This window comes from Rathayibacter sp. AY1H2 (genome assembly GCF_002931985.1).
Lineage (GTDB): Bacteria > Actinomycetota > Actinomycetes > Actinomycetales > Microbacteriaceae > Rathayibacter.
This window is the reverse complement of the sequence record NZ_PSUV01000016.1, coordinates 60,966-86,945: the sequence shown is the minus strand read 5'-3', so window position 1 is coordinate 86,945 and position 25,980 is coordinate 60,966. Positions and strand designations below refer to the sequence as shown.

Below are 25,980 nucleotides of genomic sequence, written 5' to 3'. Positions count from 1 at the left end.
GTGGTCGGCGGGCAGGGTGGAGCGGGTGGAGCGAGGGGGCACAGAGAGGTCTCACGGGTCGGCGGCTCGGCGGGAGACCGGGCTCGGGAGCAGGGGAAGCGGCTATGTCACCAGGCGGGGGTGGGAGATCCGTCAGACGGGCCTCCGAAAGCGCTCCGAATAACAGTACGGTAACGAGCGGCGCGTGTCACGCCCGATCGTGTCCGTCTGTGATTGCTAGACCGCCTAGGAAGTGGTCCCCGGTGCGTAATCGGGCGCATCCGGAAGGCCGAAGGCGCGCTCGAGCGTCTCGATGCCGGAGTCGTGCAGGTACCCGGAGAGCTGGGTCCCGACGTACCGCAGGTGGTACGGCTCCGACTCGTACCCCGTGATCGGAGTGGCGTCGGGCTTGTAGCGCACGAGGAAGCCGAAGCGATGGGCGTTGGCGCCGACCCACTGCCCCTCCGGAGTGTCGCCCCAGCAGATCTCGAGCGCGCACGCGCCCGACGCTCCCACCACGTCGACCGCCCAGCCGGTCTGGTGCTCACTGTGCCCCGGGCGCGCACTCGTCGCATCCGCTCCCGCCTGCCCGCGCGAGGACACCCAGCCCGCGTAGACGCTGACCTGGGTGTCGTAGGAGCGGTAGGCGCTCTGCACCGCCAGCGAGAGGCCGGCCTCGGAGCGGGCGGCGGCGAAGAGCGGGACGAGGGCGTCCGCGGTCGCCTGGCGCATCGGCTGCCGGTTGACGTAGGGCACGTCGGGGAAGGTCAGGTCGGCGGGGACGTAGTCGACCGGCGCGAGCGTCCGCAGCTTGTTGACGACGACCCAGGTGCTCGCCGGGTCGTCGACGGACTGCGCGGTGAGGTCGATCCCGGAGGCGGTGGGAGTGGGTGTGGGAGCCGGAGTGGCGGTCGGCTCCGCTGTGGGCGCCGAAGTGGTCGCGGCGGCGGAGGGCGACGGAGCGGGCGGCGCCGTCGAGGGGGTCGGCGAGGGCGCCGGCGCTCCGTTCCCGATGGCGGCTCCGACCCCCAGCGCGGTCAGGCCCGCCGCGGCGGCCACACCCCCGATGACCAGGGCTCGGCGGCGGACGGGGCGCCCATCGGTCGGCTCGTTCTCGTTCGACGTCATCCTCCGAGCCTAGACAGACCCGTTCCTGCGCATCTGCTGAAGCACCGGCGATCGGTTCTGTCCACCCGTGCCCCTCCACGCGGGTCGCGCATATCCTCTAAGGATTCACATAAGCAGACCCCCTAGCTTGAGTGACAGCCACGACTCCGCGTGCGACCGCCCCCTCGGCCGCACGGCCCCCCACGGAGCCGTCGATGGAAGGACCCCATGCTCCGACCCCTCACCGCACCCTCCGTCCCTCTCGCCGCCCTCGCTCGGACGCTCGAGATCGGCGACGAGGGCGGCCTGACGGCCGAGATCAGCGGAGTGACGCTGATCGCCGCCGACGTCGAGCCCGGCGACCTCTTCGTCGCCCTGCCCGGGGTCAACCGCCACGGGGCCGAGTTCGTCGAGCAGGCCGTGGCCCGCGGCGCCTCCGCCGTGCTGACCGACACCGCGGGCGCCGACGCCGCGCGCGCGACCGGTCTGCCCGTCCTCGTGGTCGACGACCCCCGCTCCCGCCTGGGCGCCGTCGCCGCCGCCGTCTACGGGACGGCCGAGCGCTCCCCCGTGCTGCTCGGCGTGACCGGCACCAACGGCAAGACGTCGACCGTCCACATGCTCGAGGGGATCCTCCGCCAGCTCGGCGTCGTGCCCGGCCTCAGCTCGACCGCGGAGCGCCACATCGGCGACACCTCGGTGACCAGCGGCCTGACCACCCCGGAGGCGACGGAGCTGCACGCGCTCGTCGCCCGCATGGAGGAGGAGGGCGTCGGCGCGGCCGCGATCGAGGTCAGCGCCCAGGCGCTCACCCGCCACCGCGTCGACGGCGTGGTCTTCGACGTCGCCGGCTTCACGAACCTCAGCCACGACCACCTCGACGACTACGGCGACATGGACACCTACTTCGGCGAGAAGGCCCAGCTGTTCCAGCCCGATCGCGCGCGCCGGGCCGTCGTCTCGCTCGACTCCCCCGCGGGCGCGCGCCTCGTCGAGGTCGCCGGCGTGCCGGTCACCACGATCACCTCCCTCCCGGGCGTCGACGCCGACTGGACCGTGACGGTGCTCGAGCAGGAGTTCGGCCGCACCCGCTTCCGGATCGGCAACCGCGAGGGCCGTGCCATCACGACCTCCGTCCCGATCATCGGCACCCACATGGCCGCCAACGCCGGACTGGCGATCGTGATGCTGATCGAGTCCGGTCGGCCGATCGGCGAGATCCGCGCCGCGCTGCACCGCGACGGCGGAGTGGACGCCTCCCTCCCCGGCCGCACCGAGCGCGTCTCCGGCGACCGCGGCCCCACGGTGTACGTCGACTTCGGACACAGCGCCGACGCCTTCGCCCGCACCCTGGAGGCCGTCCGCGAGGTCACTCCCGGCCGCGTGGTCATGGTGTTCGGCGCCGACGGCGACCGGGACGCGCTCAAGCGCCCGGCCATGGCCGAAGCCGCCGTCCTGGGCAGCGACGTGCTGGTCGTCACCGACCACCACCCGCGCTTCGAGGATCCGGCCTCGATCCGGCGCACCCTCGTCGAGGCCGCCCGCGCCGCCCGTCCGGACGCCGAGATCCACGAGGTCGACGACCCCAAGCGCGCCATCCGCGTCGCCGTGTCCCTGGCGCACGAGGGCGACGCCATCCTCTGGGCCGGCCCCGGGCACCAGAACTACCGCGACATCCTCGGCGTGCGCACGCCGTACTCGGCCCGAGCCGAGGCCCGCGCAGCGCTCCGTGAGGCCGGCTGGGCGGACGAGGCGGTCCCCGCTCCGGCCTGACGCACGGCCCCGGCACGGCGGCCCTGAGATCCCGTTCAGGCTCGCCGGACGCTCTGTCGCGCTCTCCGCACGCGGTGTAACTTTGCGCAGCACGCAACGTTTGCGGCGGATCGCCGTGCCTGGACGCGTCCGCCAGACAAGGGGACCACCGTGGCCGACTCCGCCTCCGCTCCATCCGCTCCGACCTCGACGCCGTCCGGCGCCGTGATGTCGCACCGGCAGATCCTGTTCGTCATCTTCGGGCTGATGGCGGGGATGTTCCTCTCCTCGCTCGACCAGACCATCGTCGGCACCTCGATGCGCACCATCGCGGACGACCTCGACGGCCTCTCGCAGCAGGCGTGGGTGACCACCGCCTACCTGATCGTCTCGACGATCGCGACGCCGATCTACGGCAAGCTCTCCGACATCTTCGGACGCCGCCCGCTCTACCTGATCGCGATCGTGCTGTTCCTGATCGGCTCGACGCTCGCCGGCTTCTCGACCTCGATGCTCGGCCTCGCGGGCTTCCGCGCCGTGCAGGGCCTCGGCGCCGGCGGGCTCATGTCGCTCGCGCTCACGGTGATGGGCGACATCCTGCCCCCGCGCGAGCGCGCCAAGTACCAGGGCTACTTCCTGGCCGTCTTCGGGATCTCCAGCGTCGTCGGACCGCTCATCGGCGGCCTGCTCGCCGGCACCCCCGAGATCCTCTTCATCACCGGCTGGCGCTGGGTCTTCCTGATCAACCTCCCGATCGGCGCCGTCGCGCTCTTCATCGTCGTGCGGTTCCTCCACCTGCCCAAGCCCGCCGGCAAGCGCTCGGTGCGGATCGACTGGTGGGGCGCCTCCCTCGTCGTCATCGCCGCGGGACCGCTGCTGCTGATCGCCGAGCAGGGCCGCGAGTGGGGCTGGGGCTCGCCGATCGCGTGGGTCTGCTACATCGTCGGCGCGCTGGGCGTCATCGGCTTCATCGCGGCCGAGCGGATGATGGGCGACGACGCGCTCATCCCCCTCAAGCTCTTCCGCTCGCCGACCTTCTCGATGGCGACCGTGCTGGGCGTCCTCGTCGGCTTCGGCATGTTCGGCGGCATGATGGCGATCCCGCTGTACCTGCAGCTGGTGAACGGCGCCACGCCGACCGAGTCCGGCTTCCTGATGCTGCCGATGATCCTCGGCCTGATGATCGCCTCGATCGTCTCGGGTCAGATCATCTCGCGCACGGGCCGCTACCGCGCCTTCCCGATCGTCGGCACGTTCCTGATGTCGGCCGCGTTCTTCTACTTCACCTTCGTGGCGATCGACAAGCCGGTGATCTTCATGATGGGCGGGATGCTGATGCTGGGCCTCGGGCTCGGGCAGATGATGCAGACCCTCACCCTGGCCTCGCAGAACTCGGTCGACGTGGCGAACATGGGAGTCGCGACCAGCGCCTCCACGTTCTTCCGCCAGATCGGCGGCACCCTGGGCACCGCCGTGATCTTCTCGGTGCTGTTCAGCCGGATCCCCGACACCATCGCCGCGGCCTTCAAGAACCCGGCGCTCGCGGCGGATCTGCAGCGGGCCGTCACCGATCCGGCCGTCGCCGCGGACCCGGCCAACGCCGGGATCCTGAAGCTGCTGCAGTCGCAGGACACCGCCGCGATCGGCTCCGCGCTCGACGGGGACACGTCGTTCCTGAACACCGCGGACCGCGCCCTGTCGGCCCCGTTCCTGACCGGGTTCAACGACGCGACCGTGACCGTGTTCCAGGTCGCGCTGGGCGTGGTCCTGCTGGCCTTCGTCCTCTCGTGGTTCCTCAAGACCCCGCCGCTGCGAGCGAAGTCGGCCATGCAGGAGGCGCACGACCTCGCGGCCGAGGACAGCGCGGAGGAGCTGCGCCGCACGGACCCGCAGCTGGCCGCGCGCGCCGGGGCCGACCTGGCCGCGGGCAGCATCGAGCCGGACGTCCGGACGGACTCGATCCGCACCGCTCCTCCCCGCGACGGGCACGGCGCCCACCGGGCCTGATCGGGAAGCGCCGGCCGACCGCGTCCTGCGCTCCGCTGCTCTCCTCCGAGGCGCCGCCTCCGCCGTCCGCGACTGGCCCGCCGGCTTCCTCTGGGGATCCGCGACCGCTGCCGCCCAGATCGAGGGCGCCGGCCACGAGGGCGGCAAGGAGGACAGCATCTGGGACGCGTTCTCCCGCGTCCCCGGAGCGGTCGCGAAGGGCGACACCCCCGAGGTCGCGGTGGACCACTACCACCGGATGCCGGCGGACGTGCGGCTGATGAAGGAGCTGGGGCTCGGCTCCTACCGCTTCTCGGTCAGCTGGGCGCGCGTGAAGCCGGGCGACCGCGCCGTGAACCCCGAGGGCCTCGACTTCTACTCCCGCCTGGTCGACGAGCTGCTCGGCGCCGGCGTGCTGCCGTGGCTCACCCTCTACCACTGGGACCTCCCGCAGGCCGTCGAGGAGACCGGCGGCTGGGCGAACCGCGACACCGCCGAGCGCTTCCGGGACTACGCCGAGGCCGTCTACGAGAGCCTCGGCGACCGGGTGCAGCACTGGACGACGTTCAACGAGCCGTTCTGCTCGACCCTGCTCTCCTACGGGGCGGGCGTGCACGCCCCCGGCGTGATCTCGCAGCAGAAGGCCCTCGCCGCCGTGCACCACACGCACCTCGCCCACGGGCTGGCCGTCTCGACGCTCCGGCAGCTCGGAGCGCAGAACCTCGGCATCACGCTCAACCTCTCGAACGCCGTCCCCGACGACCCCGAGGACGAGGCCGACCTCGACGCCGCACGCCGCTTCGACGCCCTCCAGAACCGGATCTTCCTCGACCCGCTGCTGCGCGGCGAGTACCCCGAGGACCTGCTCGAGGACGTCGAAGGGCTCGGGCTCGGCGAGCTGATCGTCGACGGCGACCTCGATCTCATCTCGCTCCCGCTCGACTTCCTCGGCGTGAACCACTACCACGACGACAACGTCTCGGCGCATCCGCTGCCGGCCGGAGCCGACGACTTCGCCCAGGCGACCGACCGCGAGGTCGGCTCCCCCTGGGTCGGCTCCGAGTTCATCACCTTCCCGTCGCGCGGTCTGCCGCGCACCGCGATGGACTGGGAGGTGAACCCCGACGGGCTGCGCTACCTGCTGACCCGCCTGGGCCTGGAGTACGAGAACCTCCCTCCGCTCTACGTGACCGAGAACGGCGCCGCCTACGACGACGTCGTCGAGGACGGCCGCGTGCACGACGCGGACCGCACGCAGTACGTGCTCGACCACGTCGAGAAGGTCGCCGACGCGATCGACCAGGGCGCCGACGTCCGCGGCTACTTCGTGTGGTCCCTCCTCGACAACTACGAGTGGGCCTGGGGCTACGAGAAGCGCTTCGGCATCGTGCGCGTCGACTACGACACGCAGGAGCGGACCGTGAAGGACTCGGGCCTGGTCTACTCCCGACTGCTCGGCGGCAGCGCCGCGGCGATCCTGGACTGACCCGTGAGCGAGCCGACGGGCGTCCGCGGCGGGGGCCGCTCCCCCACCCTCGAGATGGTCGCGGCGCGGGCCGGAGTCTCGCGCGCGACGGTCTCGCGGGTGGTCAACGGCGCCCCGCAGGTGGCGGCCGAGATCGTGGCCGCCGTCGAGAAGGCGATCGGCGAGCTCGACTACGTCCCCAATCACGCGGCGCGGATGCTCGCCTCGCGGCGCACGCAGTCGATCGCGCTGATCGTGCCGGAGTCGACCGCGCGCGTCTTCGCGGACCCGTTCTTCGCCTCGATCGTGCAGGGCGCCGCGATGCGCCTGGCCGACACGGACTACACGCTCTCGATGCTGATCGCGTCCGAGACGGACGGCGAGAAGACGCGGCGGTACCTGCTCGGCGGCAACGTCGACGGCGCGCTCGTGGTCTCGCACCACTCGGGCGACCACTCCTACGCGGCGCTCTCGGGCACGCTGCCGATCGTCTTCGGCGGCCGACCGCTCTCGCCCGACGAGCGCGGCTCCTACTTCGTGGACGTGGACAACACGGAGGGGGCGGCCGTCGCCACCGCGCACCTCATCGAACGCGGCCGGCGCCGGATCGCCACCATCGCGGGCCCCGCCGACATGCCGCCGGGCGTCGACCGCCTGATCGGCTGGCGCGGCGCGCTCACCGACGCCGGCCTCGCCGACGACCTCGTCGAGTGGGGAGACTTCTCGCCGGCCAGCGGGACCGAGGCGATGCGCCGCCTCCTCGCCCGCGACCCCGACCTGGACGGCGTCTTCGCCGCGAACGACCAGATGGCGGTCGGCGCCTACGCCGCCCTCCGCGAGGCCGGCCGCCGGATCCCCGAGGACGTGTCCGTCGTGGGCTTCGACGACGATCTCTTCGCGCGGAACGCCGTCCCCGCGCTGACCACCGTTCGCCAGCTCCCCGACGAGCTCGGCGCCCGCATGGTGGAGCTGCTGACCGCCCGCATCGAGGGGCTCCCCGTGGAGCACCGCACGCTGATGCCGACGTCGCTGGTCGTCCGCGCCAGCAGCTGACCCCGGCCCGCGAGTACGCAGTAGTCGTCGCAGTCGACGCCGAGTGCGACGACTCCTGGACAGTCGGAGAACTCCGCGTGCTCGATCGGATGCGGACGGGCGAACGGATCCGGACGGTGAGGCGGACGCGGGCGGCGGGGCGGGGATGGACGAGCGGGTCGATCCGTCGACGGGGTGCATCACGGTCGCCAGCCGTGGGCCACGAGAGCGGCACGGAGCTCGGCGATCGTGCGCGCCCTGCCCCGGGTCAGACCCTCCGCGCGGACGACCACGACGATCCAGCCCGCGAGGTGCAGGGCCAGGAGCCGTTCACGATCGCGTGAGAACTGCGCGTCGTCCGTCCGGTGCTGGCCGCCGTCGTACTCCGCCACCACCTTCCACCGTTCGAAGACCAGATCGCCGACCGCGAGCAGTCGGCCGCCGATCCTGATCTCGGCGTTCACGTCGGGCGCGGGCAGTCCCGCCTCCTCGACGAGAGCGCGGAGCCAGGTCTCCCTCCGCGAGGCGGCTCCGGTCGATGCCAGCCGCAGAGCCTCAGCCAGGCCGCGTCGGCCCCGGCCCCGATGGGAGGCCAGGCGGTCCTGCAGCTCGTGAAGCCGGACATGGGGACGCGGATCGTCCCGGCGCGGGTAGCGCGGCTCGAACAGGAGGTGGTCCGTCGCCGCGAGGAGATCGCGGGCGGACAGCAGTGGCGCGAGCGCGATCCACGTCGACACCGCTCCCGTCACCGGCAGGCCGTGCCGCTCGACCCTGTCCGTCTCCGTGAGGGTGTGGCCGATCACACCCCGGGTCCTGGGGGGCCGGTGCGGCGTCGTCGCCGACACGTGGATCGGATCGTCCTCGCCGGGTCGCGCCGGGAGCGGCACTCCCCAGGCTTCGGCCGCGGTCAGGTGGGAGAAGAGCTGCCAGGGCCGCAGCCGCGGCAGGTAGGCGGCGGCTCGTTCCAGGTGCGTCACGGGCGCCACCCGGGTGCGCACTCCGTGGAAGGGGCTGGCCAGGGCGGGAGTGCGCAGTCGGGCGTCCGTCACCCCTGCGCGGAGTGCCGCTCGCCGGGTGAAGGCTCCGAGGTCGGTGCTGGACATGCCGCGATTCTGGCGGTCCGTGATCCTCGTCCGACTCCCGCGATCCGCATTCTGTGGACGAACCCCTGATCCCGCACCTGGGGAGGCGCGCCTCCCACCACGACTGTCCAGGAGTTGTCGCAGTCGGCGTCGAGTGCGACAACTCCTGGACAGTCGGAGCGATCGATGTCGAGTGCGACACCTTCTGGACAGTGGGAGCGACCGACCTCGACACGTCTGAGGAGTCGAGAGGGCCCGCGTCAGAGGAAGAGCGGCGCCGGGTCGAGGGCGGCGAAGCGTCGGCGCATGACGGCGACCGCGTCGGCGTGCTCGTCGACGAGGACGAAGCGGCGGCCGAGAGCGTGCGCGACGGCGCCGGTCGTGCCGGAACCGGCGAAGAAGTCGAGGACGGCGTCGCCCTCGCGGCTGGACGCCTGCACGATGCGGCGGAGGATCCCCTCCGGCTTCTGCGTCGGGTACCCGGTCTTCTCGCGGCCTGTCGGCGAGACGATCGTGTGCCACCACACGTCGGTCGGCCGCTTGCCGCGCTCGGCCTTCTCGGGGGTCACCAGGCCCGGGGCCATGTACGGCTCGCGGTCCACGGCGGCGGAGTCGAAGTGGTAGCCGCGCGGGTCCTTCACGTAGACGAGGATCGTGTCGTGCTTGGTCGGCCAGCGGCGCGTGGCCTTCGCTCCGTAGTCGTAGGCCCAGATGATCTCGTTGAGGAAGCACTCGCGGCCGAAGAGCGCGTCGAGCAGCACCTTCGCGTAGTGCGCCTCGCGGTAGTCGAGGTGGAGGTAGAGGGTGCCGTCGTCGGCGAGGAGCCGCCACGCCTCGGCCAGACGCGGCTCGAGGAACGACCAGTAGTCGTCGAAGCGGTCGTCGTAGCGGAGCAGGTCGCCGCGGATCCGCTCGTAGCTGCGCCCCTTGAAGCCGGCGATCGTGCCTGTGGTGGAGCGCACCGAGGTGGTCGAGGTGCGCACCTGCGCCCGGCCCGTGTTGAACGGCGGGTCGAGGTAGACGACGGTGAAAGCGCCGTCGGCCAGCTGCGGCAGGACCTCGAGGTTGTCGGCGTGGAACACCGCGCTCCGCGACTCCGGGACGCCGTCCGCGATCTGGATCGTCCTGGGCACCCGGCAATTGTGCCAGTGCGCGCGAGCCCGGCGACACGCTCCGCGCCTCGCGCCCGCGCTCGACGGATGCCGGGGAGGCTCCGGCGTAGAGTGGCGCGATGATCTCCGAGGTGCGCCACGACGAGGACTCGTCCCGCTACACGCTCTGGCTCGACGGCGAGACCGTCGGAGTCGCGGACTACGCCGTCCGCGGCCGCGACGTGGTCTTCCTCCACACCGAGATCGCGCCCGAGCACCGCCACGAGGGCCTCGGCGAGACCCTCGTCGAGGCGGCCCTCGACGACGCGCACGAGCGCTTCGGCGGGCGCATCGTCCCGGCCTGCCCGTTCGTCGCCGGGTTCATCGCCGAGCACCCGGACTACCAGGAGCTCCTCGCGAGCTGAGGGGCGCCCGCCGGACCGGTCCGCCGCGTTCCGCTCCGGGTCCACGCGCCGGCGACCGCCGCCCCGGACCCGCCGGTCAGGGGACGCGCCGCAGCCACTCCGGAGTCGAGTACTTCGTCCGCACCAGCTCCTCCGCCGCCGCGTACTCCTCCTCGGTCAGCGTCCCCGCCTCGCCGCCGTGCAGCTGCACGAAGGTCGCCTTCATGCGCTCGATGATCTCGGCGCGGCTGAGCCCGGTCTGGCTGCGCAGCGGGTCGACGCGCTTCACGGCGGAGGCGATGCCCTTGTCCGAGAGCTTCTCGCGGCCGATCCGCAGCACCTGCACCATCTTCTCGGCGTCGATGTCGTAGCTCATGGTCACGTGATGGAGGACGGCGCCGGAGCCCAGGCGCTTCTGCGCGGCGCCGCCGATCTTGCCCGAGGGCGAGGTGATGTCGTTGAGCGGCTGGTAGACCGCGTCGATCCCGAGCGACTGCAGCGCGCTGACGGCCCACTCGTCGAGGAAGGCGTAGGAGTCGGCGAAGGTCAGCCCCTGGACGAGGTCGCCGGGGACGTAGAGCGAGTACGTGACGACGCTGCCCGCCTCCATGAACATCGCGCCGCCGCCCGAGATGCGGCGGACCACGTCGACGCCGTACTTCGCCGCGTTGTCGAGGTCGACCTCGTTGCGGAGCGACTGGAAGCTGCCGATGACGACGGCGGGCTGGTCCCACTCCCAGATCCGCAACGTCGGCTCGCGACGGCCCTCGCCGACCGCGGCGGTCAGCACCTCGTCGAGCGCCAGGTGGGTCGCGGGAGGGACGGCCCGGTCGTGCACGATGCGCCAGTCGTAGTCGCGCCAGCTGGTCGCCTTCTGCAGCGAGCGGCGGATGGCGACCGCGACGGCCTCGGGCGTGAAGCCGAGCAGGACCGCGTCGGCCGGGAGCGCCTGCCGGATGGCGGCGGCGATGGACTTCGCGTCGGTCTCGGCCGGGAGGCCCACGACCGCGCGGTCGATGTCGTCGAGGGCCGTGTCGGGCTCGAGGAAGAAGTCGCCCGCCAGGCGGAAACCGGCGAACCTCCCGTCGACCACGTCGAGGTCGACGACCACGAGCTTTCCGCCGGGGACCTTGTACTCGCCATGCATGACGCCAGCCTAGGCGCGAGCCGGGGCGGAGAAGCGCTCGCCCAGCCACTCCACGAGATCGGCGGTGACCTCGGTCCGGTTGAGCTCCTGGAACAGCTCGTGCCGCGCCTCCGGGTACACCCGCACCGAGACGTCCGTGTACCCGGCCCGCCGCCGGTAGGCCTGGGCGAGCGCGCGCACCGACCGCTCGCCGCCGAGGGTGTCGTCGGCGCCCACGACCATCAGCAGTGGCAGCGGATGCTCGGGCCCGCGCTTCGGGCGGCCGACGAGCCGCAGGGTTTCGACCAGCCCGATCCGCTTCGCGAGCGGCGTGGTGAAGGTGAGAGGGTCGTCGTGGAACCGCTGCCAGACCTCCGGGTCGCGGGAGAGCCACTCGAGGCCGAGACCGCCGGCGACGCGGTGCCGCTTCGCCAGGTCGCCCGCGTTCATGTGCCCCGGGAGGCGGTAGGCGGTGCCGCTCAGCACGAGCGCGGCGTAGGCGCCGGAGTGGCGGTCGACGATCCGCTGCGCCATGAGCGACCCCCAGGAGTGGCCGAGCAGCACGATCGGCACTCCCGGGCTCTCCTCCGCGAGCAGCTCCGTCAGCCGGAGGATCGCCGCCTCGGTCGCGCGCAGGCCGCCCGGCCCCAGCAGTCCGAGCCGGGAGGAGTCGCCGCCGTGCTGCTCGAGGCCGGTCCGGCCGTGCCCGCGGTGGTCGTCCGCCGCGACCGCGTACCCGGCGGCGACCAGCGCCTCCGCCAGCTCGACGTAGCGCCCCGAGTGCTCGCCGACCCCGTGGGCCAGCTGCACGATCGCGCGGGGCGAGGGGTGCGGCCACCAGCGGTAGTGGATGACGACGCCGGAGGCGTCCTGGAAGGTCCTGTCGACAGCGGCGCCGGTCATGGTGACCAGTGTGGCGCCCCGGCCGCTGGGCGCGAGGGACGCGCGGAGAACTGAGAAGATACTCACGATCCATCGGCGGGCACCCTGCTCATCACGGTGCCTCGCTACCTTTTCCCTTGACGAGCGACCCCCGCGACCGTCCCCCGACCCCCCCTTCACGAGCGAGGCCAGCCCCTTCATGACCGTATCGCCCCTGATCTGGACCCTGACGATCGTCTTCATCGTCCTGCTCCTGCTCTTCGACTTCTTCTTCCACGTCCGGAAGGCCCACGAGCCCACGCTGAAGGAGTCGTCGATCTGGTCGGCGCTCTACGTCGGCATCGCCGTGCTCTTCGGGCTCGGCGTCCTCGTCTTCGGCGGAGCGACGCCCGGATCGGAGTACTTCGCGGGGTACATCACCGAGAAGGCCCTCTCGGTCGACAACCTGTTCGTCTTCCTCATCATCATGGCGAGCTTCAAGGTGCCCCGCGCCGACCAGCAGAAGGTGCTCCTCTTCGGCATCGTCTTCGCGCTGATCGCCCGCACCGGCTTCATCTTCCTCGGCGCCGCACTGATCAACTCGTTCGCCTGGGTCTTCTACATCTTCGGCCTGATCCTCCTGCTGACCGCGTTCAACCTGGTCAAGCCGGGCGACGACCACTCCAGCGACAACGTGATGGTGCGCCTGGCCAAGCGGATCTTCAAGACGAGCGACCAGTACGACGGCGACAAGTTCTACACGCACATCGACGGCAAGAAGGTCCTCACGCCGATGATCCTCGTCATGGCGGCGATCGGCGGAACGGACATCCTGTTCGCCCTCGACAGCGTGCCGGCGATCTTCGGCCTCACCAGCGACGTGTACCTCGTCTTCACGGCGACCGCGTTCTCGCTGCTGGGCCTGCGCCAGCTGTACTTCCTCATCGACGGCCTGCTCGACCGCCTCGTCTACCTCAGCATCGGCCTCGCCGCGATCCTCGCCTTCATCGGCGTGAAGCTGATCCTGCACGCGCTCCACGAGAACAACCTGCCGTTCATCAACAACGGCGAGCACGTGGAGGTCTTCGAGATCGGCACCGGACTGTCGCTCTCGGTCATCATCGGCGTCCTCGTGATCACGGTGATCGCCTCCCTCGTCAGCCCCAAGGGCCGCCGCATGGCCGCCGAGGCCTCCGAGCGCCGCCGCGTGGCCGAGGCCGCGGGCGCGGACGTCGACGCGACGCACTGAGTCGTCTCGTGCGCCGCGAGGCGGCGCACCGCAGTCGGCTCCCACGGGCGGTCGGGTTCCCGAGAGCGGGTCCCGACCGCCTAGGAGGATCCGCTGACACGCGGATCCCCCGTTCGGCTCGACCGAGCACCGCACGCCGGTGCTCCGCAGTCAGCTCCCCTAGGCGCTCAGGTCCCCGAGAGCGGGTCCCGACCGCCGAGAACGTCCCGCCGGCTCGAGCGCGGACTCCGCTCGCGGAGGGTCAGCGGGCGCGGTAGCGGTGCTCCGGACGGCCGGTGGTGCCGTAGCTGAGGGTCATCTCGACGAGGCCGCGGCCCGCGAGACCCGAGAGGTAGCGCTGGGCGGTGGCGCGCGAGATGCCGGCGCGCTCGGCCACCTCGAGGGCCGACAGCTCGGCGCCCGACTCGGCCAGGCGCGCCAGGACGAGCTGCTCGGTCGCCGAGCGCGAGGGCTGCGCGGCGGTCGCGTCGCCCGAGTTCAGGATGCGCAGCGCCCGCTCCACCGCCTCCTGATCGGCCGCGCGGTCCTCCCGCAGCACGTTCCGGAACCGCACGTACGCGTCGAGGCGCTCGCCGAGCAGGCGCGCCTCGAACGGCTTGATGAGGTACCCGAGCGCCCCCGCGTGCAGGGCGCGCCGCACCGTCGCCCCGTCGGAGGCGGCGCTGACGACGAACGCGTCGGTGTCGAGCTCGCGGAGCAGCGCGATCCCGCTCTGGTCCGGCAGGTGCACGTCGAGCAGCAGCAGATCGGGCGCGTGCTCGGCGACGGCCGCCCGCGCTGCGCGCGCCGTGTGCACCGGAGGAAGGGCCGTCAGCCCCTGCCGCGCCTCGACCAGGTCCGCATGCAGCTGCGCGACCCGGAAGTCGTCGTCCACCACCAGCACCGTGCGCTCCCGCGCCGTGTCCGCGCTCATGACCCGTCCCCGTCCTGCTCCGGCGGCCGCACCGCTCCGGGGAGGCGCGCGCACAGCACGGCCCCCGACTCCGCTCCGCCGGGGTCCGCCAGCCAGACCTCGCCGCCGCGCCGGGCGGCCACCTCACGGCACAGCGGCAGGCCGAAGCCCCGGCCGTGCACGCGGCCGTCGTCCTCGACGGGGTCGCCCGCGCCGGCCCGGTCGAACAGCGAGTCCGGATCGAGCACTCCGTCGCCGGAGTCGGCGACCGTCACGAAGAGAGCGTCGCCGTCGTCGAGCAGCTCGACCTCGACGAAGCGCACGTCGCGCCGCCCCTCGACCGCCGCGCGCACCGCGTTGTCGACCAGGTTCCCGACCACCGTGGCGACGTCCTCCGGCTCGACGACGGTGCCGCGCACCAGCGTCTCCTCACCGAGCGTCAGCAGCACGCCGCGCTCGGCCGCCTCGATCCCCTTCGCGCCGACGAGCGCCTGGAGGTACGGCTCCTGCAGCCGGTCGGCGTGCTGCACCGGGTACTTGAGCGGGCCGCGGGTCAGCACCTCGTCGAGGTAGTCGCGCGCCGACGCGGTCCGCCCCGCATCCAGCAGGCCCGCGACCACGTGCAGGCGGTTGGCGAACTCGTGCCGCTGCACCCGGAGCGCGTTGGTCATCGCGCCGACCGCGTCGAGGCGCCGGCTCAGCGCGGCGAGGTCGGTGCGGTCGCGCAGCACCACCACCACGCCCAGGTCGCGGTCGCCGCGGGTCACCCGGCGGATGTCGACGTAGACGATGCGGGAACGGACGACGAAGCCCTCCTCGCCTCCGGGGCGGGGCGGTTCGACGGAGTCCAGCGCGGCGCCGATCGCGTCGGCCAGCGGTACGGGGAGGTCGAGCGCCGCGAGCGGCCGCCCGTGCAGCGCCCGCCCGGTCGGGTCGTCGGAGCCGAGGATCGCGGCGGCCCGCGCATTGCAGACGCCGACGCGCCCGTCGCGGTCGAGCGCGAGCACGCCCTCGTCGACTCCGTCGAGCACGGCGGCCTGGTCCTGCACGAGCGAGGTGAGCTCCTCCGGGGCGAGGCCGAGCGTCAGGCGCAGCAGGCGGCGGCGGATGAAGACGGAGGCGACGGCGGCGAGCACCAGCCCGGCGAGCGCCGCGGCGAGGACGCCGAGCAGCGCGGTCGGCAGGTCGGTGAAGACGCTGGAGCGCGCGAAGCCGATGCTGACCTCCCCGACGACCCGCTGCTCCCCCGCGGCGAAGACCGGGACCTTGGCCCGTGCCGACTCGCCCAGCGTGCCGGTGCCCCACGAGACGCTCTCGCGCCCGGCGAGCGCCTCGTCGGGGCTGGTCGAGACCCGCTCGCCGAGGCGGTCCTCGTCGGGGTGGGCGAGGCGGATGCCCTGATCGTCGGTGATCACGACGAAGAGCGCGCCGGTGCGCTGCTCGACGGCGGCGGCGACGTCCTCGAGCGGTCCGCCGCGCAGCTCCGAGGCGGCGGGCGCGCCGGGCACGGCGGAGGACGCGGCGACCGCGTCCTGCACGTCGGGGTCCTCGGCGACGGTGCGGGCGATGGCGAGCGCCGTCCCCTCCGCCTCGCCGCGCAGCTGCTGGACGCTGAGCGCGGTGACGAGGCCGGCGCAGACCAGCACGGCGGCCGACACCGTGGCGAGCTGCAGGACCAGGACGTGGGTCGCGAAGCGCATCGGAGCCTCCTCGCCGTCGTCGTGCGCAGAATGCGCAGAAGCCACACTATGCGCAGATGTCGCCGTAATGAGCGATACCCCGGCGCCGGACGCGGAGCTGCCTAGGGTTTCCACCATCTCCCGGCCGGCTCTCCCGCCGAGCGCGGGCGGAGGCACTGGACGAAGGAGTCAGCTGTGTTGGTAGTACTCGGTTTCACCATGATCCTGGCCTTCATGGCCCTGATCATGACCAAGCGGCTGACGCCGATGGTCGCCCTGATCGTCGTGCCGACGATCTTCGGCCTCTTCGCGGGCGCCGGCCTCGGCATCGGCGACATGGTCCTCGAGGCGATCGGCAGCCTCGCGCCCACGGCCGCGCTGCTGATGTTCGCGATCATGTACTTCGGGATCATGATCGACGTCGGGCTCTTCGACCCGCTGATCCGCTTCATCGTCCGCGCGCTCGGCGACGACCCGGCGAAGGTCGTGCTCGGCACGGCGCTGCTCGCCGGCGCGGTCTCGCTCGACGGCGACGGCTCGACCACCTTCATCGTCACCACCGCCGCGATGCTCCCGATATACCTGCGCCTCGGGATGAACCCGGTCGTGCTGACCTGCGTCGCGGGCCTGGCCAACGGCACGCTCAACATCGTCCCCTGGGGCGGACCGACGGTGCGCGCCGCCGCGGCCCTCCAGGTCTCGCCGAGCGAGATCTTCGTGCCGATGCTCCCCTCGCTCGCGGTGGGCCTGGTCGTCACGCTCGTCTTCGCCTGGTTCCTCGGGCTCGGCGAGCGCCGCCGCCTCGGCTCGCTCGCGCTGGCCGAGCCGATGCTCGAGCAGGAGCTCGTCGGCGCCGGCCGCGGCTCCTCCTCCCGCTCGGGCGGCGCCCGCACCGGCGGCCTCGCGGCCCTGACCGGGGGCATCCGCACCGTCGCCCGGGAGCGCTTCTCCTTCCTCCGCGGTCCCCAGGCCCTGCGCGGAGCCCAGGTGGCCGTCGCCGCCCGCGTGCAGGCCGACGACGCCGACACCGCGATGGCCGACACGATGCTCGACCCCGAGCGCGAGACGCTGCGCCCGAAGCTGATCTGGGTGAACCTGGTCCTGACCCTCGCGGTGATGACGCTGCTGGTCGCCGACATCCTGCCGCTGCCCTACGTGTTCATGGTCGGCTCCGCGGTCGCCCTCCTGATCAACTTCCCGAAGATGAAGGACCAGGCGGCCGAGATCGTCAAGCACGCGCCGAGCATCGTGGGCGTCGTGTCGATGGTGCTGGCGGCCGGCGTGCTGATCGGCGTCCTCAACGGCACCGGCATGGTCGACGCCATGGCGGAGTGGGTCGTCGCGGTGATCCCGCCGGCGCTCGGACCGTTCCTCGCCGTGATCACCGGCGTGCTCAGCATCCCGATGACCTTCTTCATGTCGAACGACGCGTTCTACTACGGCATCCTCCCCGTGCTCTCCGAGAGCGCGGCGAACTACGGCATCTCGCCGGTCGAGATGGCGCGCGCCTCCATCACCGGGCAGCCGGTGCACCTCCAGAGCCCGCTGGTCCCGGCGATCCTCCTGCTCGTCTCCCTCGCCGCGGTGAACCTCGGCGACCACCACCGCAAGGTGCTGTGGCGAGCGGTCGTCGTCTCGCTGGTCATGCTCGCCGTCGGCGTGCTGGTCGGCTCGATCCCCTTCGGCTGAGGTCGGCGGAGCGGAGCGCCGAGCGATCGGAACGAGGACGGGACCTTCTGCTGCGGCGGGGGTCCCGTCCTCGTTCCGCGGCTCGGTCCCGCAGCCCGCGCTAGCGCAGCAGCGGCGCCAGGTTCTCGGTCCAGACGTCGGAGCCGACCTTGAGGATGAGGGCGCCGACCACGACGAGGAACGCGACCCGGATGAAGCGGCTGCCACGAGCGACGGCCATCCGCGAGCCGAGGTACGCGCCCGCCACGTTGGCGGCGCCCATCAGGAGGCCCAGCAGCCAGATCACGTGCCCGCCCGGCACGAAGTAGAGCAGGGCGCCGAGGTTGGTCGCGACGTTGACGATCTTCGCCTTGGCGCTGGCGAGCAGGAAGTCGTAGCCCAGCGCGGTGATCAGGGCGATGATCAGGAAGGTCCCGGTGCCCGGTCCGATCAGGCCGTCGTAGAAGCCGATCAGGAGTCCCAGCACGGCCGCCGTGACGAGGTGGCGCCGGCCCGCGTGCTTGAGCACCGTGACGCTGCCCAGCGCCGGGCGCGCGATCGTCACGACGGCGACCACGATCAGCGCGACGACGATGATCGGCTTGAACACCGCGGCCGGGAGGAGGCCGGCGAGCGTCGCGCCTCCGTAGCTGCCCGCGAGGGCGACTGCCGCCATCGGCAGTGCGGTGCGCAGATCGGGCTTCGCGCGCCGGTAGTAGGTGATCGCGCTGGTGGTCGTGCCGAAGATCGAGGCCAGCTTGTTCGTGGCGAGCGCCTGCACGGGCGAGATCCCCGGCACGAGGAGCAGGGCGGGGAGCTGGAGGAGTCCGCCGCCGCCCACGACCGCGTCGATCCAGCCGGCCGCGAAGGCGGCGAGGATCATCAGCGCGAGGACGGGGAGTCCGAGATCCTCTGTGAAGGTCAGCATCGGTCGGAAGCGTACGCGAGCACCGCGACCCCCTCGACCTCGGTGGCCGGGCCGCCCTAGGGTCGGCGGCATGCGATTCGGACTCTTCATCCCCCAGGGCTGGCGCCACGACCTCGTCGGCGTCCCGGCCGCCGACCAGTGGCGCACCATGAGCGACCTCGCCCGGCACGCCGACGACGGCGCCTGGGAGTCGATCTGGGTCTACGACCACTTCCACACCGTCCCGCAGGTGACGGAGGAGGCGACGCACGAGGCGTGGTCGCTGATGAGCGCGTTCGGCGCCACCACGTCGCGCGTGCGGCTGGGCCAGATGTGCACCTGCATGGGCTACCGGAACCCCGCCTACCTCGCCAAGGTCGCGACGACCGTCGACATCGTCTCGGGCGGGCGGGTCGAGATGGGCATCGGCGGCGGCTGGTACGAGCACGAGTGGCGCGCGTACGGCTACGGCTTCCCGCCGATCGCCGAGCGGCTGGGACGGCTCGACGAGGGAGTGCAGATCCTGCAGCAGGCCTGGACGACCGGGTCCGCGACCCTCGACGGCCGCTACTACCAGGTGGACGGCGCGCAGAACCGACCGCTGCCCCTGCAGGAGGGCGGCATCCCGCTGTGGGTCGCCGGCGGCGGCGAGAAGGTCACGCTGCGGATCGCGGCCCAGTACGCGCAGTACACGAACTTCGCCGGGACCCCGGAGGCGTTCGACCACAAGAGCTCGGTCCTCCGCGGGCACTGCGAGCGCCTGGGCACCGACTTCTCGGCGATCACCCGGAGCTCGAACTACAACGTCGTGATCGGCGAGACGGAGGCGGAGGTCGAGGCGGCGCTGCAGCGTCTCGAGGAGCGCGTGGTCCCGTACCTCGGCGCGGAGGGAGCGGCGTCCTTCGTCGCCGAGTACCGCAGCCCCGACGCGCTCGCGGTCGGCACTCCCTCGCAGATCGTCGACCGGCTCGCCGGCATGCAGTCGCGCGGGATGGACTACGGCATCCTCTACTTCCCGGACGCCGCCTACGACCGGTCCGGCATCGAGCTGTTCGAGCGCGAGGTGCTGCCGGCGCTCTCCTGAGCGCGGAGCGGCGGGGGCTCCTACGCCTCCCGCCCCCCGCCCGCAAGTCCTTGGGGCGCCCCGGCCCCGCGCCTACGGTCGGAGCATGGACGCACAGGACATCCGCTGGAACGACGAAGCCCGCGACAAGATCCTCGAGGACTCGGACAGGGTCCTCCGCGAGGCGGTGCTCGACCTCGCGACGAGCAAGAAGGGCGAGCCCTGGGAGGACGTGTTCGCGGAGCTGAACGCGCGCCTCAAGGACCGCTTCATCGACTTCGAGCCCGGCCCGGACCTCCGCAAGTACGCCGAGGCCGTCTCCGCCGGGGAGATCGAGACCGGCTCGTGAGCGAGCACGACCGCGACGCCGCGCTCGAGGACGAGATCACCTCGATCCACGCCCTCGGCGAGGGCCGCGTCGGCGAGACGGCCGACCCGGAGGACGAGGACCACGAGCTCTCGCCCGAGCAGGACGCCCGCATCGAGTCCGAGCTGAAGAGCCGGGGCAGCGAGAGCTGATCCCCCCGGTACGCGGAAGGCCCGCTCCCCCTCGAGGGAGCGGGCCTTCCGCGTGAGTCGCGACTACGCCGAGAGGGGCTCGTAGTCGGTGTAGCCCTCGGCTCCTCCGCCGTAGACCGTCTCCTGGACGACCCCGTTCTCGGGGTGCCCGCCCTGCCAGCGCTCGACCAGGTCGGGGTTGGCGATCGCCGGGCGGCCGACGGCCACGGCGTCGGCGTGGCCCTCGCTGATCAGCTCGGTCGCCTCCTCGCGGCTGGTCGGCGAGCCGAAGCCGCTGTTGGCGATGAAGACGCCGTCGAAGCGCGAGCGGAGGTCCTGGACCAGCTCGCCGGCGGGCTCGGCGTGCAGGACGCTGAGGTAGGCCAGGCCGAGCGGGGCGAGCCCGTCGACGACGGCCTCGTAGGTGGCGCGCACGTCGTCGCCGTCGGTCTCGACGACGTCCTGGATGTTGTGGGCCGGCGAGAGGCGGATGCCGACGCGGCCCGCTCCGACCTCGTCGACGATCGCGCGGGTGACCTCGAGCGGGAACGCGGCGCGCTCGGCCGGGGTCCCGCCGTACTGGTCGGTGCGCACGTTGGAGACGGGCGAGAGGAACTCGTGCAGCAGGTAGCCGTTGGCGCCGTGCACCTCGACTCCGTCGAAGCCGGCGTCGATCGCGCGGCGGGCGGCGGCGACGAACTCGTCGCGGACGGTCGCCAGCTCCTCGGTGGTCAGCGCGTGCGGCACCGGGAAGGGCTTCTTGCCGGAGGGGGTGTGCACCTCTCCGTCGATGGCGACGGCGCTCGGGGCGACGATGCGGTCGGTGCCGGTGATCTCGGTGTGCGAGACGCGGCCCGCGTTCATCAGCTGCATGACGATGCGCCCGCCCGCGGCGTGCACGGCGTCGGCGACGGCGCGCCAGCCCGCGGCCTGCGCGTCGGTCTCGATGCCGGGCTGCCCGGCGTAGCCCTTGGACTCGGCGCTGGGGAAGACGCCCTCGCTGATCAGCAGGCCCATGCTCGCGCGCTGGGCGTAGTACTCGGCGACGATCGCGCCGGGCACGCCCTGCTCGTCGGAGCGCAGTCGCGTCATCGGTGCCAGGACGATGCGGTTGGGGAGGTCGAGGTCGCCGGCGGTGAGGGGGGAGAACGGATCCACGGGATCGCCTTTCTACGGAGCTGTCTCAGGGGGCTGCCCTGAGGGGGGAGGCACGTGCACCTGCGGCGCACTCCGGGCAGTAACCGCGAGCGGAGCACGGTCATTCCTCCTCCCGGCGTTCTCCCATCCCCCGCGCCCCGGGCACGCGGTCGACGGCCTGCCGCCTCCCGACCCCTGCTCGGACACCGGGGCTGTCTACACTCGGGAGGCGACGACGAAGGAGTGTGCGCGATGCCGGCGAGACCCCACCACCCCGTGAGCTTCCGGCTGCTGCCGGCGCTCGCGGCCCTCCTGATCGCCGCGGTCCTCGCGCTGGTCCCCGCGACCGCGGCGACGGCCGAATCGCCCGTCTCCTTCTCCTCCTCCACCGTCCTCGACTCGGTCGGGGTGCTGAGCTCCGGAGAGACCGCCGAGATCGAGCAGGCCTCGCGGGCCCTCTACGACCAGCACCGCGTGCAGCTGTTCGTCGCCTTCGTCGACTCCTTCACCGATCCGTCCGACCGCGCCGCGTGGGCGGACGAGACCGCGACCCGCAACGGACTGGGCACCGACGACGTCCTCCTGGCCGTCGCGGTCGACGCCCGCCAGTACCAGGTGTCGGTCGCGCAGGGCTTCGCCCTCGACGACGCGCAGGTCTCCTCGCTCCAGTCCGACGACATCGAGCCGAGGCTCGCCGACGGCGACTGGGCCGGAGCCGCGGTGGCCGCCGCCGACGGGATCGGGCAGCGCCTCGACGCGCCCAGCGCCGGCGAGTCCCTCGGCTCGGGGCTGCTGATCGCGCTCGGCGTGCTCGCGGCGCTCGTCGTGATCGGCCTCGTGGTGCTGCTGCTCGTCCGCCGCGCGCGGAAGCGCCGCGCCCAGGAGGCGGTGGAGGCCTCGATCGACGAGCTCGCCACCCGTGCCGGGTCGGCCCTCGTCCACGCCGACGACGCCGTCCGCACCAGCGAGCAGGAGGTCGGCTTCGCGGAGGCGCAGTTCGGCGCCGACGCGACCGGCGCGTTCCGCGAGGCGCTCGTCACCGCGAAGCGCCTGCTCGGCGAGGCCTTCACCCTGCAGCAGCGTCTCGACGACGCCGAGCCGGAGACCGATCAGGAGCGCCGCGACGGCTACCAGCGCATCCTCCAGCTCTGCGCCGACGCCGAGCAGACGCTCGACGAGCGCGCGAGTGCGTTCGAGGAGCTGCGCGACCTCGAGAAGAACGCGCCGCAGGTCGCCGCCGCGCTCTCGGCTCGCGCCGCCGAGGTCGGCGACCGCCTCCCGTCGGCCCGCGCCCGCCTCGCCGAGCTCGCCTCCCGCTACGCGCCGACCGCGATCGACGACGTGGGCGACGACGCCGACCAGGCCGAGGACCGCCTCCGCTTCACCCGCGACCAGCTCGCCGGCGCCCAGCAGGCGCTGCAGGCCGGCGACTCCGGCCGCGCCGCCGTGCTGCTGCGCGCCGGGCAGCAGGCCGCCGAGCAGGCCTCCGGGCTCGTCGACGCGGTGGCCACGCGCGGCGACGAGCTGCAGAAGGCGGAGGCGTCGCTCGCCGGCCGCGTCGCCGAGATCCGCGCCGACGTGGCGCAGGGACGATCGCTCGCCGCCTCCCAGGACGCGGAGTCCGCCGCCCAGGCGCAGAACGTCACCGCGGCGGTCGCCTCGACCGAGGCCGCCCTCGACGACGTCGAGCGCGCCGCCTCCGTGCGGCCGAACGACCCGCTCGCCCTGCTCGAGGCGCTCACCGCCGCCGACGCCACTATCGATGCCGCCGTCGGCGGGTTCCGCGACGCGCAGGCCCAGCGCGAGCGCGAGCGGGCCGCCCTCGGCGCCGAGCTCACCTCCGCCCGCAGCCGCGTCTCGGCCGCCGAGGACTTCATCGCGGCCCGCCGCGGCGCGGTCGGCTCGGAGGCGCGCACCCGCGTCGCCGAGGCCGCCCGCTCGGCCGAATACGCCGAGCGCATCGCCGCCACCGACCCCCGCGAGGCTCTCGCCTCCGCCCAGCGCGCCTCGCAGCTCGCCCAGCAGGCGCTCGAGCGGGCGCGGGCCGACGCCGGCTCCTACTCCGCCCCGAACGCCGTCGGCAGCCCCTACGGTGGCGACACGACCGGCGCGTTCCTCGGCGGGATCCTGGTCGAGTCGCTCCTGGGAGGCGGACGCCGCAGCGGCTACCGCTCGGGCGGCTTCGGCGGAGGCGGGTTCAGCGGCGGCTTCGGCGGAGGCGGCTCGTCCCGGCGCTCCGGCGGCGGCGGCTTCGGCGGCGGGCGCAGCAGCGGCGGAGGCGGACGCCGCGGCGGCGGCGGGCGCTTCTGAGCGCCCCTGGGCATCCGCGCACGACCGACGACCACCACCTCCCCCCACGACTCCGGCACCACCTCCGACATCCGGCACCACCCACGACGCAAGGAGAGACACCCATGGCTCAGAGACAGTCGATCTTCGGCCGCATCGCGCAGCTCGCGAAGGCCAACATCAACGCGCTCCTCGACCAGGCCGAGGACCCGCAGAAGATGCTCGACCAGATGGTCCGCGACTACACCGACAGCATCCGCGACGCCGAGGCGGCGATCGCCACCACGATCGGCAACCTGCGCCTGCTCGAGGACGACTACCGCGAGGACGTGCAGAACGCCCAGGAGTGGGGCGGCAAGGCCCTCGCCGCGAGCCGCAAGGCCGACGAGCTGCGCACCGGCGGGAGCGCCGGCGACGCCGACAAGTTCGACGCGCTGGCCAAGGTCGCTCTGCAGCGCCAGATCCAGTCCGAGAAGGAGGCGAAGGACGCCGAGCCGACCATCGCCTCGCAGACCGAGGTCGTCGACAAGCTCAAGTCGGGCCTGAACCAGATGCGCGAGAAGCTGCAGCAGCTCTCGAGCAAGCGCGACGAGCTGATCGCGCGCTCGAAGACCGTCGAGGCGCAGAGCCAGGTCCAGGACGCCGTGAAGAGCATCGACCTGATGGACCCGACGAGCGAGGTGAGCCGCTTCGAGCAGAAGATCCGCCGCGAGGAGGCGCGCGTCCGCGGCGCGGAGGAGCTCGCCTCCTCGAGCCTGGACGCGCAGTTCGAGTCGCTCGAGGATCTCGGTGAGATGACCGAGGTGGAGGCGCGCCTCGCCGCGCTCAAGTCCGGCCGCCCGCAGGACTCGATCGGCTCCTGAGCCCGTGCGCCTCCGGCGGTCCCGCCGGAGGCGCACTCCCCTTCCCGACACGCGCGGAGCGAAGGCTGGCAATCGCCATGGTGCGGTGCCGCCGCCGTCCCCGTAGTGTTCACACCAGGTTGCCCTTGACCCCGGTCGCCCTGATGCCGCGTCCGGCCCCTACCGACGCGGTGAACCATGAGCGGACCGCCCCCGTCGGGATCGCTCACCGAGAGACCGTCGACGCCGACGGTCACCACGAAGAGCGAGGCGCCGATGAGCACCCCCACCACCACGTCCGTCACCGGAGGCGCCCCCCGCGTCGTCCGCACCCGCCCCCGCGCCGACGGCCGCGTCAACCCGACGACCGAGTACTCCGGTCTCCTCAGCACGGTCCGCGACGCGGGGCTCCTCCGCCGCCGCACCGGCTTCTACTACACGATGTTCGGCGCGCTGGTCCTCGCGCTCGGCGGCATCGTCACCGGCTTCGTCCTGCTGGGCGACTCCTGGTTCCAGCTCCTGCTCGCCGCCGCCCTCGGCATCGTGCTGACGCAGTTCGCCTTCCTCGCCCACGAGGCCTCGCACCGCCAGGTGTTCGAGTCCGGCAAGGCCAACGACGTCGCCGGCCGCACCCTCGCGAACCTCTTCGTCGGCATCAGCTACTCCTGGTGGATGACCAAGCACAGCCGCCACCACGCGAACCCGAACGTGCTGGGCAAGGACCCGGACATCGAGCGCGACGTCGTCTCCTTCACCGCCGAGGACGCGGCCCGCTCGCGCGGCCTCTACGCCTGGCTCACCCGCCGCCAGGGCTACGCGTTCTTCCCGCTCCTGCTGCTCGAGGGCCTCAACCTGCACCTGCACGGCTTCCGCACCGTGTTCGGCAAGGGAAAGGTCGACAAGCGCTGGGTCGAGATCACCATGCTCGTCACCCGCGTCGGCCTCTACCTCGCCGTCGTCTTCTGGGCCCTCCCCCTCGGCATGGCGTTCGCCTTCGTCGGCGTGCAGCTGGGCGTCTTCGGCCTCTACATGGGCGCCTCGTTCGCGCCGAACCACAAGGGCATGCCGCTGCTGCCGAAGGAGGCGCGCGTCGACTTCCTCCGCCGCCAGGTCCTCACCTCGCGCAGCATCCGCAGCACCTGGTTCACCGACCTCTACATGGGCGGACTCAACTACCAGGTGGAGCACCACCTCTTCCCGAACATGCCCCGCCCGGCGCTGCGCCGTGCGCAGGTCATCGCCAAGGAGTACTGCACCACCCACCAGATCCCCTACACCGAGACCTCGTTGATGGAGTCGTACGCGATCGTCGTCCGCTACCTCAACAAGGTCGGCCTGTCGGCCGGCGGCGACCCGTTCGACTGCCCCGCCGCCTCCGCCTACGGACGCTGAGCACTCCCCCTTCGGAGGCCCCTCGCACCTTCCCGGTGCGGGGGGCCTCCGTCGTTCGCGGGAGCGCAAGGGGGTGCCCCCGCGGGCGGTGGAGTCGTAGCGTCGGGACATGAGCAGCTCCGACTACGACATCGAGCCCACCCCCACCGACACGACCGACGGCACCGACACGACCGACGGCGCGCGCACGCCCGACCCCGCCACCGAGACCGGCACCTCCGCGGGCCTCGACGAGGTCGGCGGCGCGGCCTCCCCCCTGGCCGACGGCGTCGGCGCCGACGGCGAGGAGCAGAACCCCCCGCTGCCCGACTGGGGCCCCACCGACGGCGTCCACGGCACCGACGCCGAGACCGACGCCTCGGGCACCGAGCAGCACTGACACGGCTCCGCGAGGGACCTCCCCGGCCGGTCGGCGAACGTTCCGACCGCGTTCCGAGGAGGTCCCTCCGTGTTCGCCGGAGGGTCGGCCGGCGCTCGGT

Annotated in this window: 23 protein-coding genes; 14 read left to right on the top strand and 9 right to left on the bottom strand. The window is 72.6% G+C overall.

Annotated features, from left to right (window positions below):
• Positions 1-225: 225 nt before the first annotated feature.
• A complete protein-coding gene (locus tag C5C29_RS12410; protein WP_104308430.1) occupies positions 226-1,107 on the bottom strand; it encodes a D-alanyl-D-alanine carboxypeptidase family protein in 882 nt (293 codons plus the stop codon).
• Between the two features lie 207 nt (positions 1,108-1,314).
• Between C5C29_RS12410 and C5C29_RS12405 the strand changes: the two genes are divergently transcribed.
• From C5C29_RS12405 to C5C29_RS12390, 4 genes are all read left to right on the top strand, one after another.
• Positions 1,315-2,859, top strand: coding sequence for a Mur ligase family protein (locus tag C5C29_RS12405; protein ID WP_104308429.1), 1,545 nt, complete (start codon positions 1,315-1,317; stop codon positions 2,857-2,859).
• A 207-nt stretch (positions 2,860-3,066) separates the two neighbouring features.
• Entirely contained in the window at positions 3,067-4,845 is a 1,779-nt protein-coding gene (locus C5C29_RS12400) for an MDR family MFS transporter (protein ID WP_104224970.1), read from the top strand.
• Positions 4,846-4,870: 25 nt separating this feature from the next.
• Positions 4,871-6,310: a GH1 family beta-glucosidase gene (locus C5C29_RS12395; protein ID WP_104308428.1), complete on the top strand. Its 1,440-nt coding sequence runs from the start codon at positions 4,871-4,873 to the stop codon at positions 6,308-6,310.
• A 54-nt stretch (positions 6,311-6,364) separates the two neighbouring features.
• Entirely contained in the window at positions 6,365-7,342 is a 978-nt protein-coding gene (locus C5C29_RS12390) for a LacI family DNA-binding transcriptional regulator (protein WP_104225165.1), read from the top strand.
• 179 nt (positions 7,343-7,521) lie between these two features.
• On the opposite strand, the gene C5C29_RS12385 is transcribed toward C5C29_RS12390, so the two are convergent.
• Together C5C29_RS12385 and C5C29_RS12380 are read right to left on the bottom strand one after the other, a co-directional pair.
• Complete coding sequence (locus tag C5C29_RS12385) at positions 7,522-8,424, bottom strand: hypothetical protein (RefSeq protein ID WP_104225159.1); 903 nt, start codon at positions 8,422-8,424, stop codon at positions 7,522-7,524.
• Between the two features lie 239 nt (positions 8,425-8,663).
• Complete coding sequence (locus C5C29_RS12380; protein WP_104225160.1) at positions 8,664-9,536, bottom strand: site-specific DNA-methyltransferase; 873 nt, start codon at positions 9,534-9,536, stop codon at positions 8,664-8,666.
• 98 nt (positions 9,537-9,634) lie between these two features.
• Between C5C29_RS12380 and C5C29_RS12375 the strand changes: the two genes are divergently transcribed.
• A complete protein-coding gene (locus C5C29_RS12375) occupies positions 9,635-9,919 on the top strand; it encodes a GNAT family N-acetyltransferase (RefSeq protein ID WP_104225161.1) in 285 nt (94 codons plus the stop codon).
• A gap of 76 nt (positions 9,920-9,995) precedes the next feature.
• Here the strand turns inward: C5C29_RS12375 and C5C29_RS12370 are convergent, their stop codons facing one another.
• On the bottom strand, positions 9,996-11,045 hold the full coding sequence (locus C5C29_RS12370; protein ID WP_104225162.1) for a biotin/lipoate A/B protein ligase family protein: 1,050 nt from the start codon (positions 11,043-11,045) through the stop codon (positions 9,996-9,998).
• A 9-nt stretch (positions 11,046-11,054) separates the two neighbouring features.
• Complete coding sequence (locus C5C29_RS12365) at positions 11,055-11,927, bottom strand: alpha/beta fold hydrolase (protein ID WP_104308427.1); 873 nt, start codon at positions 11,925-11,927, stop codon at positions 11,055-11,057.
• A gap of 178 nt (positions 11,928-12,105) precedes the next feature.
• On the opposite strand from C5C29_RS12365, the gene C5C29_RS12360 reads away from it, so the two are divergent.
• Entirely contained in the window at positions 12,106-13,134 is a 1,029-nt protein-coding gene (locus tag C5C29_RS12360; RefSeq protein ID WP_104262726.1) for a TerC family protein, read from the top strand.
• 241 nt (positions 13,135-13,375) lie between these two features.
• Here the strand turns inward: C5C29_RS12360 and C5C29_RS12355 are convergent, their stop codons facing one another.
• Entirely contained in the window at positions 13,376-14,047 is a 672-nt protein-coding gene (locus C5C29_RS12355) for a response regulator (protein ID WP_104308426.1), read from the bottom strand.
• A complete protein-coding gene (locus C5C29_RS12350; protein ID WP_104308425.1) occupies positions 14,044-15,726 on the bottom strand; it encodes an ATP-binding protein in 1,683 nt (560 codons plus the stop codon). The genes C5C29_RS12355 and C5C29_RS12350 overlap by 4 nt, the downstream gene beginning before the upstream one ends.
• A 198-nt stretch (positions 15,727-15,924) precedes the next feature.
• Between C5C29_RS12350 and C5C29_RS12345 the strand changes: the two genes are divergently transcribed.
• Positions 15,925-17,394: a CitMHS family transporter gene (locus C5C29_RS12345; protein WP_104308424.1), complete on the top strand. Its 1,470-nt coding sequence runs from the start codon at positions 15,925-15,927 to the stop codon at positions 17,392-17,394.
• Between the two features lie 100 nt (positions 17,395-17,494).
• Here C5C29_RS12345 and C5C29_RS12340 read toward each other — a convergent pair whose 3' ends face one another.
• Positions 17,495-18,301 carry a TSUP family transporter gene (locus C5C29_RS12340; RefSeq protein WP_104223862.1) on the bottom strand — a complete coding sequence of 269 codons (807 nt, stop codon included), beginning with the start codon at positions 18,299-18,301 and terminating at the stop codon, positions 17,495-17,497.
• Between the two features lie 70 nt (positions 18,302-18,371).
• Between C5C29_RS12340 and C5C29_RS12335 the strand changes: the two genes are divergently transcribed.
• From C5C29_RS12335 to C5C29_RS17180, 3 genes are all read left to right on the top strand, one after another.
• Positions 18,372-19,364, top strand: coding sequence for an LLM class F420-dependent oxidoreductase (locus C5C29_RS12335; protein ID WP_104223861.1), 993 nt, complete (start codon positions 18,372-18,374; stop codon positions 19,362-19,364).
• An 85-nt stretch (positions 19,365-19,449) separates the two neighbouring features.
• Positions 19,450-19,692, top strand: a complete 243-nt coding sequence (locus C5C29_RS12330) for a hypothetical protein (RefSeq protein WP_068251275.1) — start codon at positions 19,450-19,452, stop codon at positions 19,690-19,692.
• The gene (locus C5C29_RS17180) at positions 19,689-19,862 is read left to right on the top strand and encodes a hypothetical protein (protein WP_181068063.1); all 174 of its coding nucleotides are present in this window, start codon (positions 19,689-19,691) and stop codon (positions 19,860-19,862) included. The genes C5C29_RS12330 and C5C29_RS17180 overlap by 4 nt, the downstream gene beginning before the upstream one ends.
• Before the next feature lie 63 nt (positions 19,863-19,925).
• Here the strand turns inward: C5C29_RS17180 and C5C29_RS12325 are convergent, their stop codons facing one another.
• Positions 19,926-20,999 carry an alkene reductase gene (locus C5C29_RS12325; protein WP_104308423.1) on the bottom strand — a complete coding sequence of 358 codons (1,074 nt, stop codon included), beginning with the start codon at positions 20,997-20,999 and terminating at the stop codon, positions 19,926-19,928.
• 231 nt (positions 21,000-21,230) lie between these two features.
• Here C5C29_RS12325 and C5C29_RS12320 point away from each other — a divergent pair, with 231 nt between their 5' ends.
• From C5C29_RS12320 to C5C29_RS12305, 4 genes are all read left to right on the top strand, one after another.
• Entirely contained in the window at positions 21,231-23,288 is a 2,058-nt protein-coding gene (locus tag C5C29_RS12320) for a TPM domain-containing protein (RefSeq protein ID WP_104308422.1), read from the top strand.
• Between the two features lie 104 nt (positions 23,289-23,392).
• The gene (locus tag C5C29_RS12315) at positions 23,393-24,130 is read left to right on the top strand and encodes a PspA/IM30 family protein (protein ID WP_104223858.1); all 738 of its coding nucleotides are present in this window, start codon (positions 23,393-23,395) and stop codon (positions 24,128-24,130) included.
• Between the two features lie 255 nt (positions 24,131-24,385).
• On the top strand, positions 24,386-25,501 hold the full coding sequence (locus C5C29_RS12310; RefSeq protein WP_104226226.1) for an acyl-CoA desaturase: 1,116 nt from the start codon (positions 24,386-24,388) through the stop codon (positions 25,499-25,501).
• A 109-nt stretch (positions 25,502-25,610) separates the two neighbouring features.
• Positions 25,611-25,880, top strand: coding sequence for a hypothetical protein (locus C5C29_RS12305; protein ID WP_104226203.1), 270 nt, complete (start codon positions 25,611-25,613; stop codon positions 25,878-25,880).
• Positions 25,881-25,980 lie beyond the last annotated feature (100 nt).

What these genes read in the sequence shown, in the direction of transcription:
- C5C29_RS12335 (WP_104223861.1), top strand. Translation starts at nt 18,372, where the DNA reads ATGCGATTCGGACTCTTCATCCCCCAGGGCTGGCGCCACGACCTCGTC.
- C5C29_RS12370 (WP_104225162.1), bottom strand. Translation starts at nt 11,045, where the DNA reads ATGCATGGCGAGTACAAGGTCCCCGGCGGAAAGCTCGTGGTCGTCGAC.
- C5C29_RS12385 (WP_104225159.1), bottom strand. Translation starts at nt 8,424, where the DNA reads ATGTCCAGCACCGACCTCGGAGCCTTCACCCGGCGAGCGGCACTCCGC.
- C5C29_RS12355 (WP_104308426.1), bottom strand. Translation starts at nt 14,047, where the DNA reads ATGAGCGCGGACACGGCGCGGGAGCGCACGGTGCTGGTGGTGGACGAC.
- C5C29_RS12320 (WP_104308422.1), top strand. Translation starts at nt 21,231, where the DNA reads ATGCCGGCGAGACCCCACCACCCCGTGAGCTTCCGGCTGCTGCCGGCG.
- C5C29_RS12310 (WP_104226226.1), top strand. Translation starts at nt 24,386, where the DNA reads ATGAGCACCCCCACCACCACGTCCGTCACCGGAGGCGCCCCCCGCGTC.
- C5C29_RS12390 (WP_104225165.1), top strand. Translation starts at nt 6,365, where the DNA reads ATGGTCGCGGCGCGGGCCGGAGTCTCGCGCGCGACGGTCTCGCGGGTG.
- C5C29_RS12330 (WP_068251275.1), top strand. Translation starts at nt 19,450, where the DNA reads ATGGACGCACAGGACATCCGCTGGAACGACGAAGCCCGCGACAAGATC.
- C5C29_RS12315 (WP_104223858.1), top strand. Translation starts at nt 23,393, where the DNA reads ATGGCTCAGAGACAGTCGATCTTCGGCCGCATCGCGCAGCTCGCGAAG.
- C5C29_RS12345 (WP_104308424.1), top strand. Translation starts at nt 15,925, where the DNA reads ATGATCCTGGCCTTCATGGCCCTGATCATGACCAAGCGGCTGACGCCG.
- C5C29_RS12410 (WP_104308430.1), bottom strand. Translation starts at nt 1,107, where the DNA reads ATGACGTCGAACGAGAACGAGCCGACCGATGGGCGCCCCGTCCGCCGC.
- C5C29_RS12340 (WP_104223862.1), bottom strand. Translation starts at nt 18,301, where the DNA reads ATGCTGACCTTCACAGAGGATCTCGGACTCCCCGTCCTCGCGCTGATG.
- C5C29_RS12360 (WP_104262726.1), top strand. Translation starts at nt 12,106, where the DNA reads ATGACCGTATCGCCCCTGATCTGGACCCTGACGATCGTCTTCATCGTC.
- C5C29_RS12365 (WP_104308427.1), bottom strand. Translation starts at nt 11,927, where the DNA reads ATGACCGGCGCCGCTGTCGACAGGACCTTCCAGGACGCCTCCGGCGTC.
- C5C29_RS12400 (WP_104224970.1), top strand. Translation starts at nt 3,067, where the DNA reads ATGTCGCACCGGCAGATCCTGTTCGTCATCTTCGGGCTGATGGCGGGG.
- C5C29_RS12405 (WP_104308429.1), top strand. Translation starts at nt 1,315, where the DNA reads ATGCTCCGACCCCTCACCGCACCCTCCGTCCCTCTCGCCGCCCTCGCT.
- C5C29_RS12350 (WP_104308425.1), bottom strand. Translation starts at nt 15,726, where the DNA reads ATGCGCTTCGCGACCCACGTCCTGGTCCTGCAGCTCGCCACGGTGTCG.
- C5C29_RS12305 (WP_104226203.1), top strand. Translation starts at nt 25,611, where the DNA reads ATGAGCAGCTCCGACTACGACATCGAGCCCACCCCCACCGACACGACC.
- C5C29_RS12375 (WP_104225161.1), top strand. Translation starts at nt 9,635, where the DNA reads ATGATCTCCGAGGTGCGCCACGACGAGGACTCGTCCCGCTACACGCTC.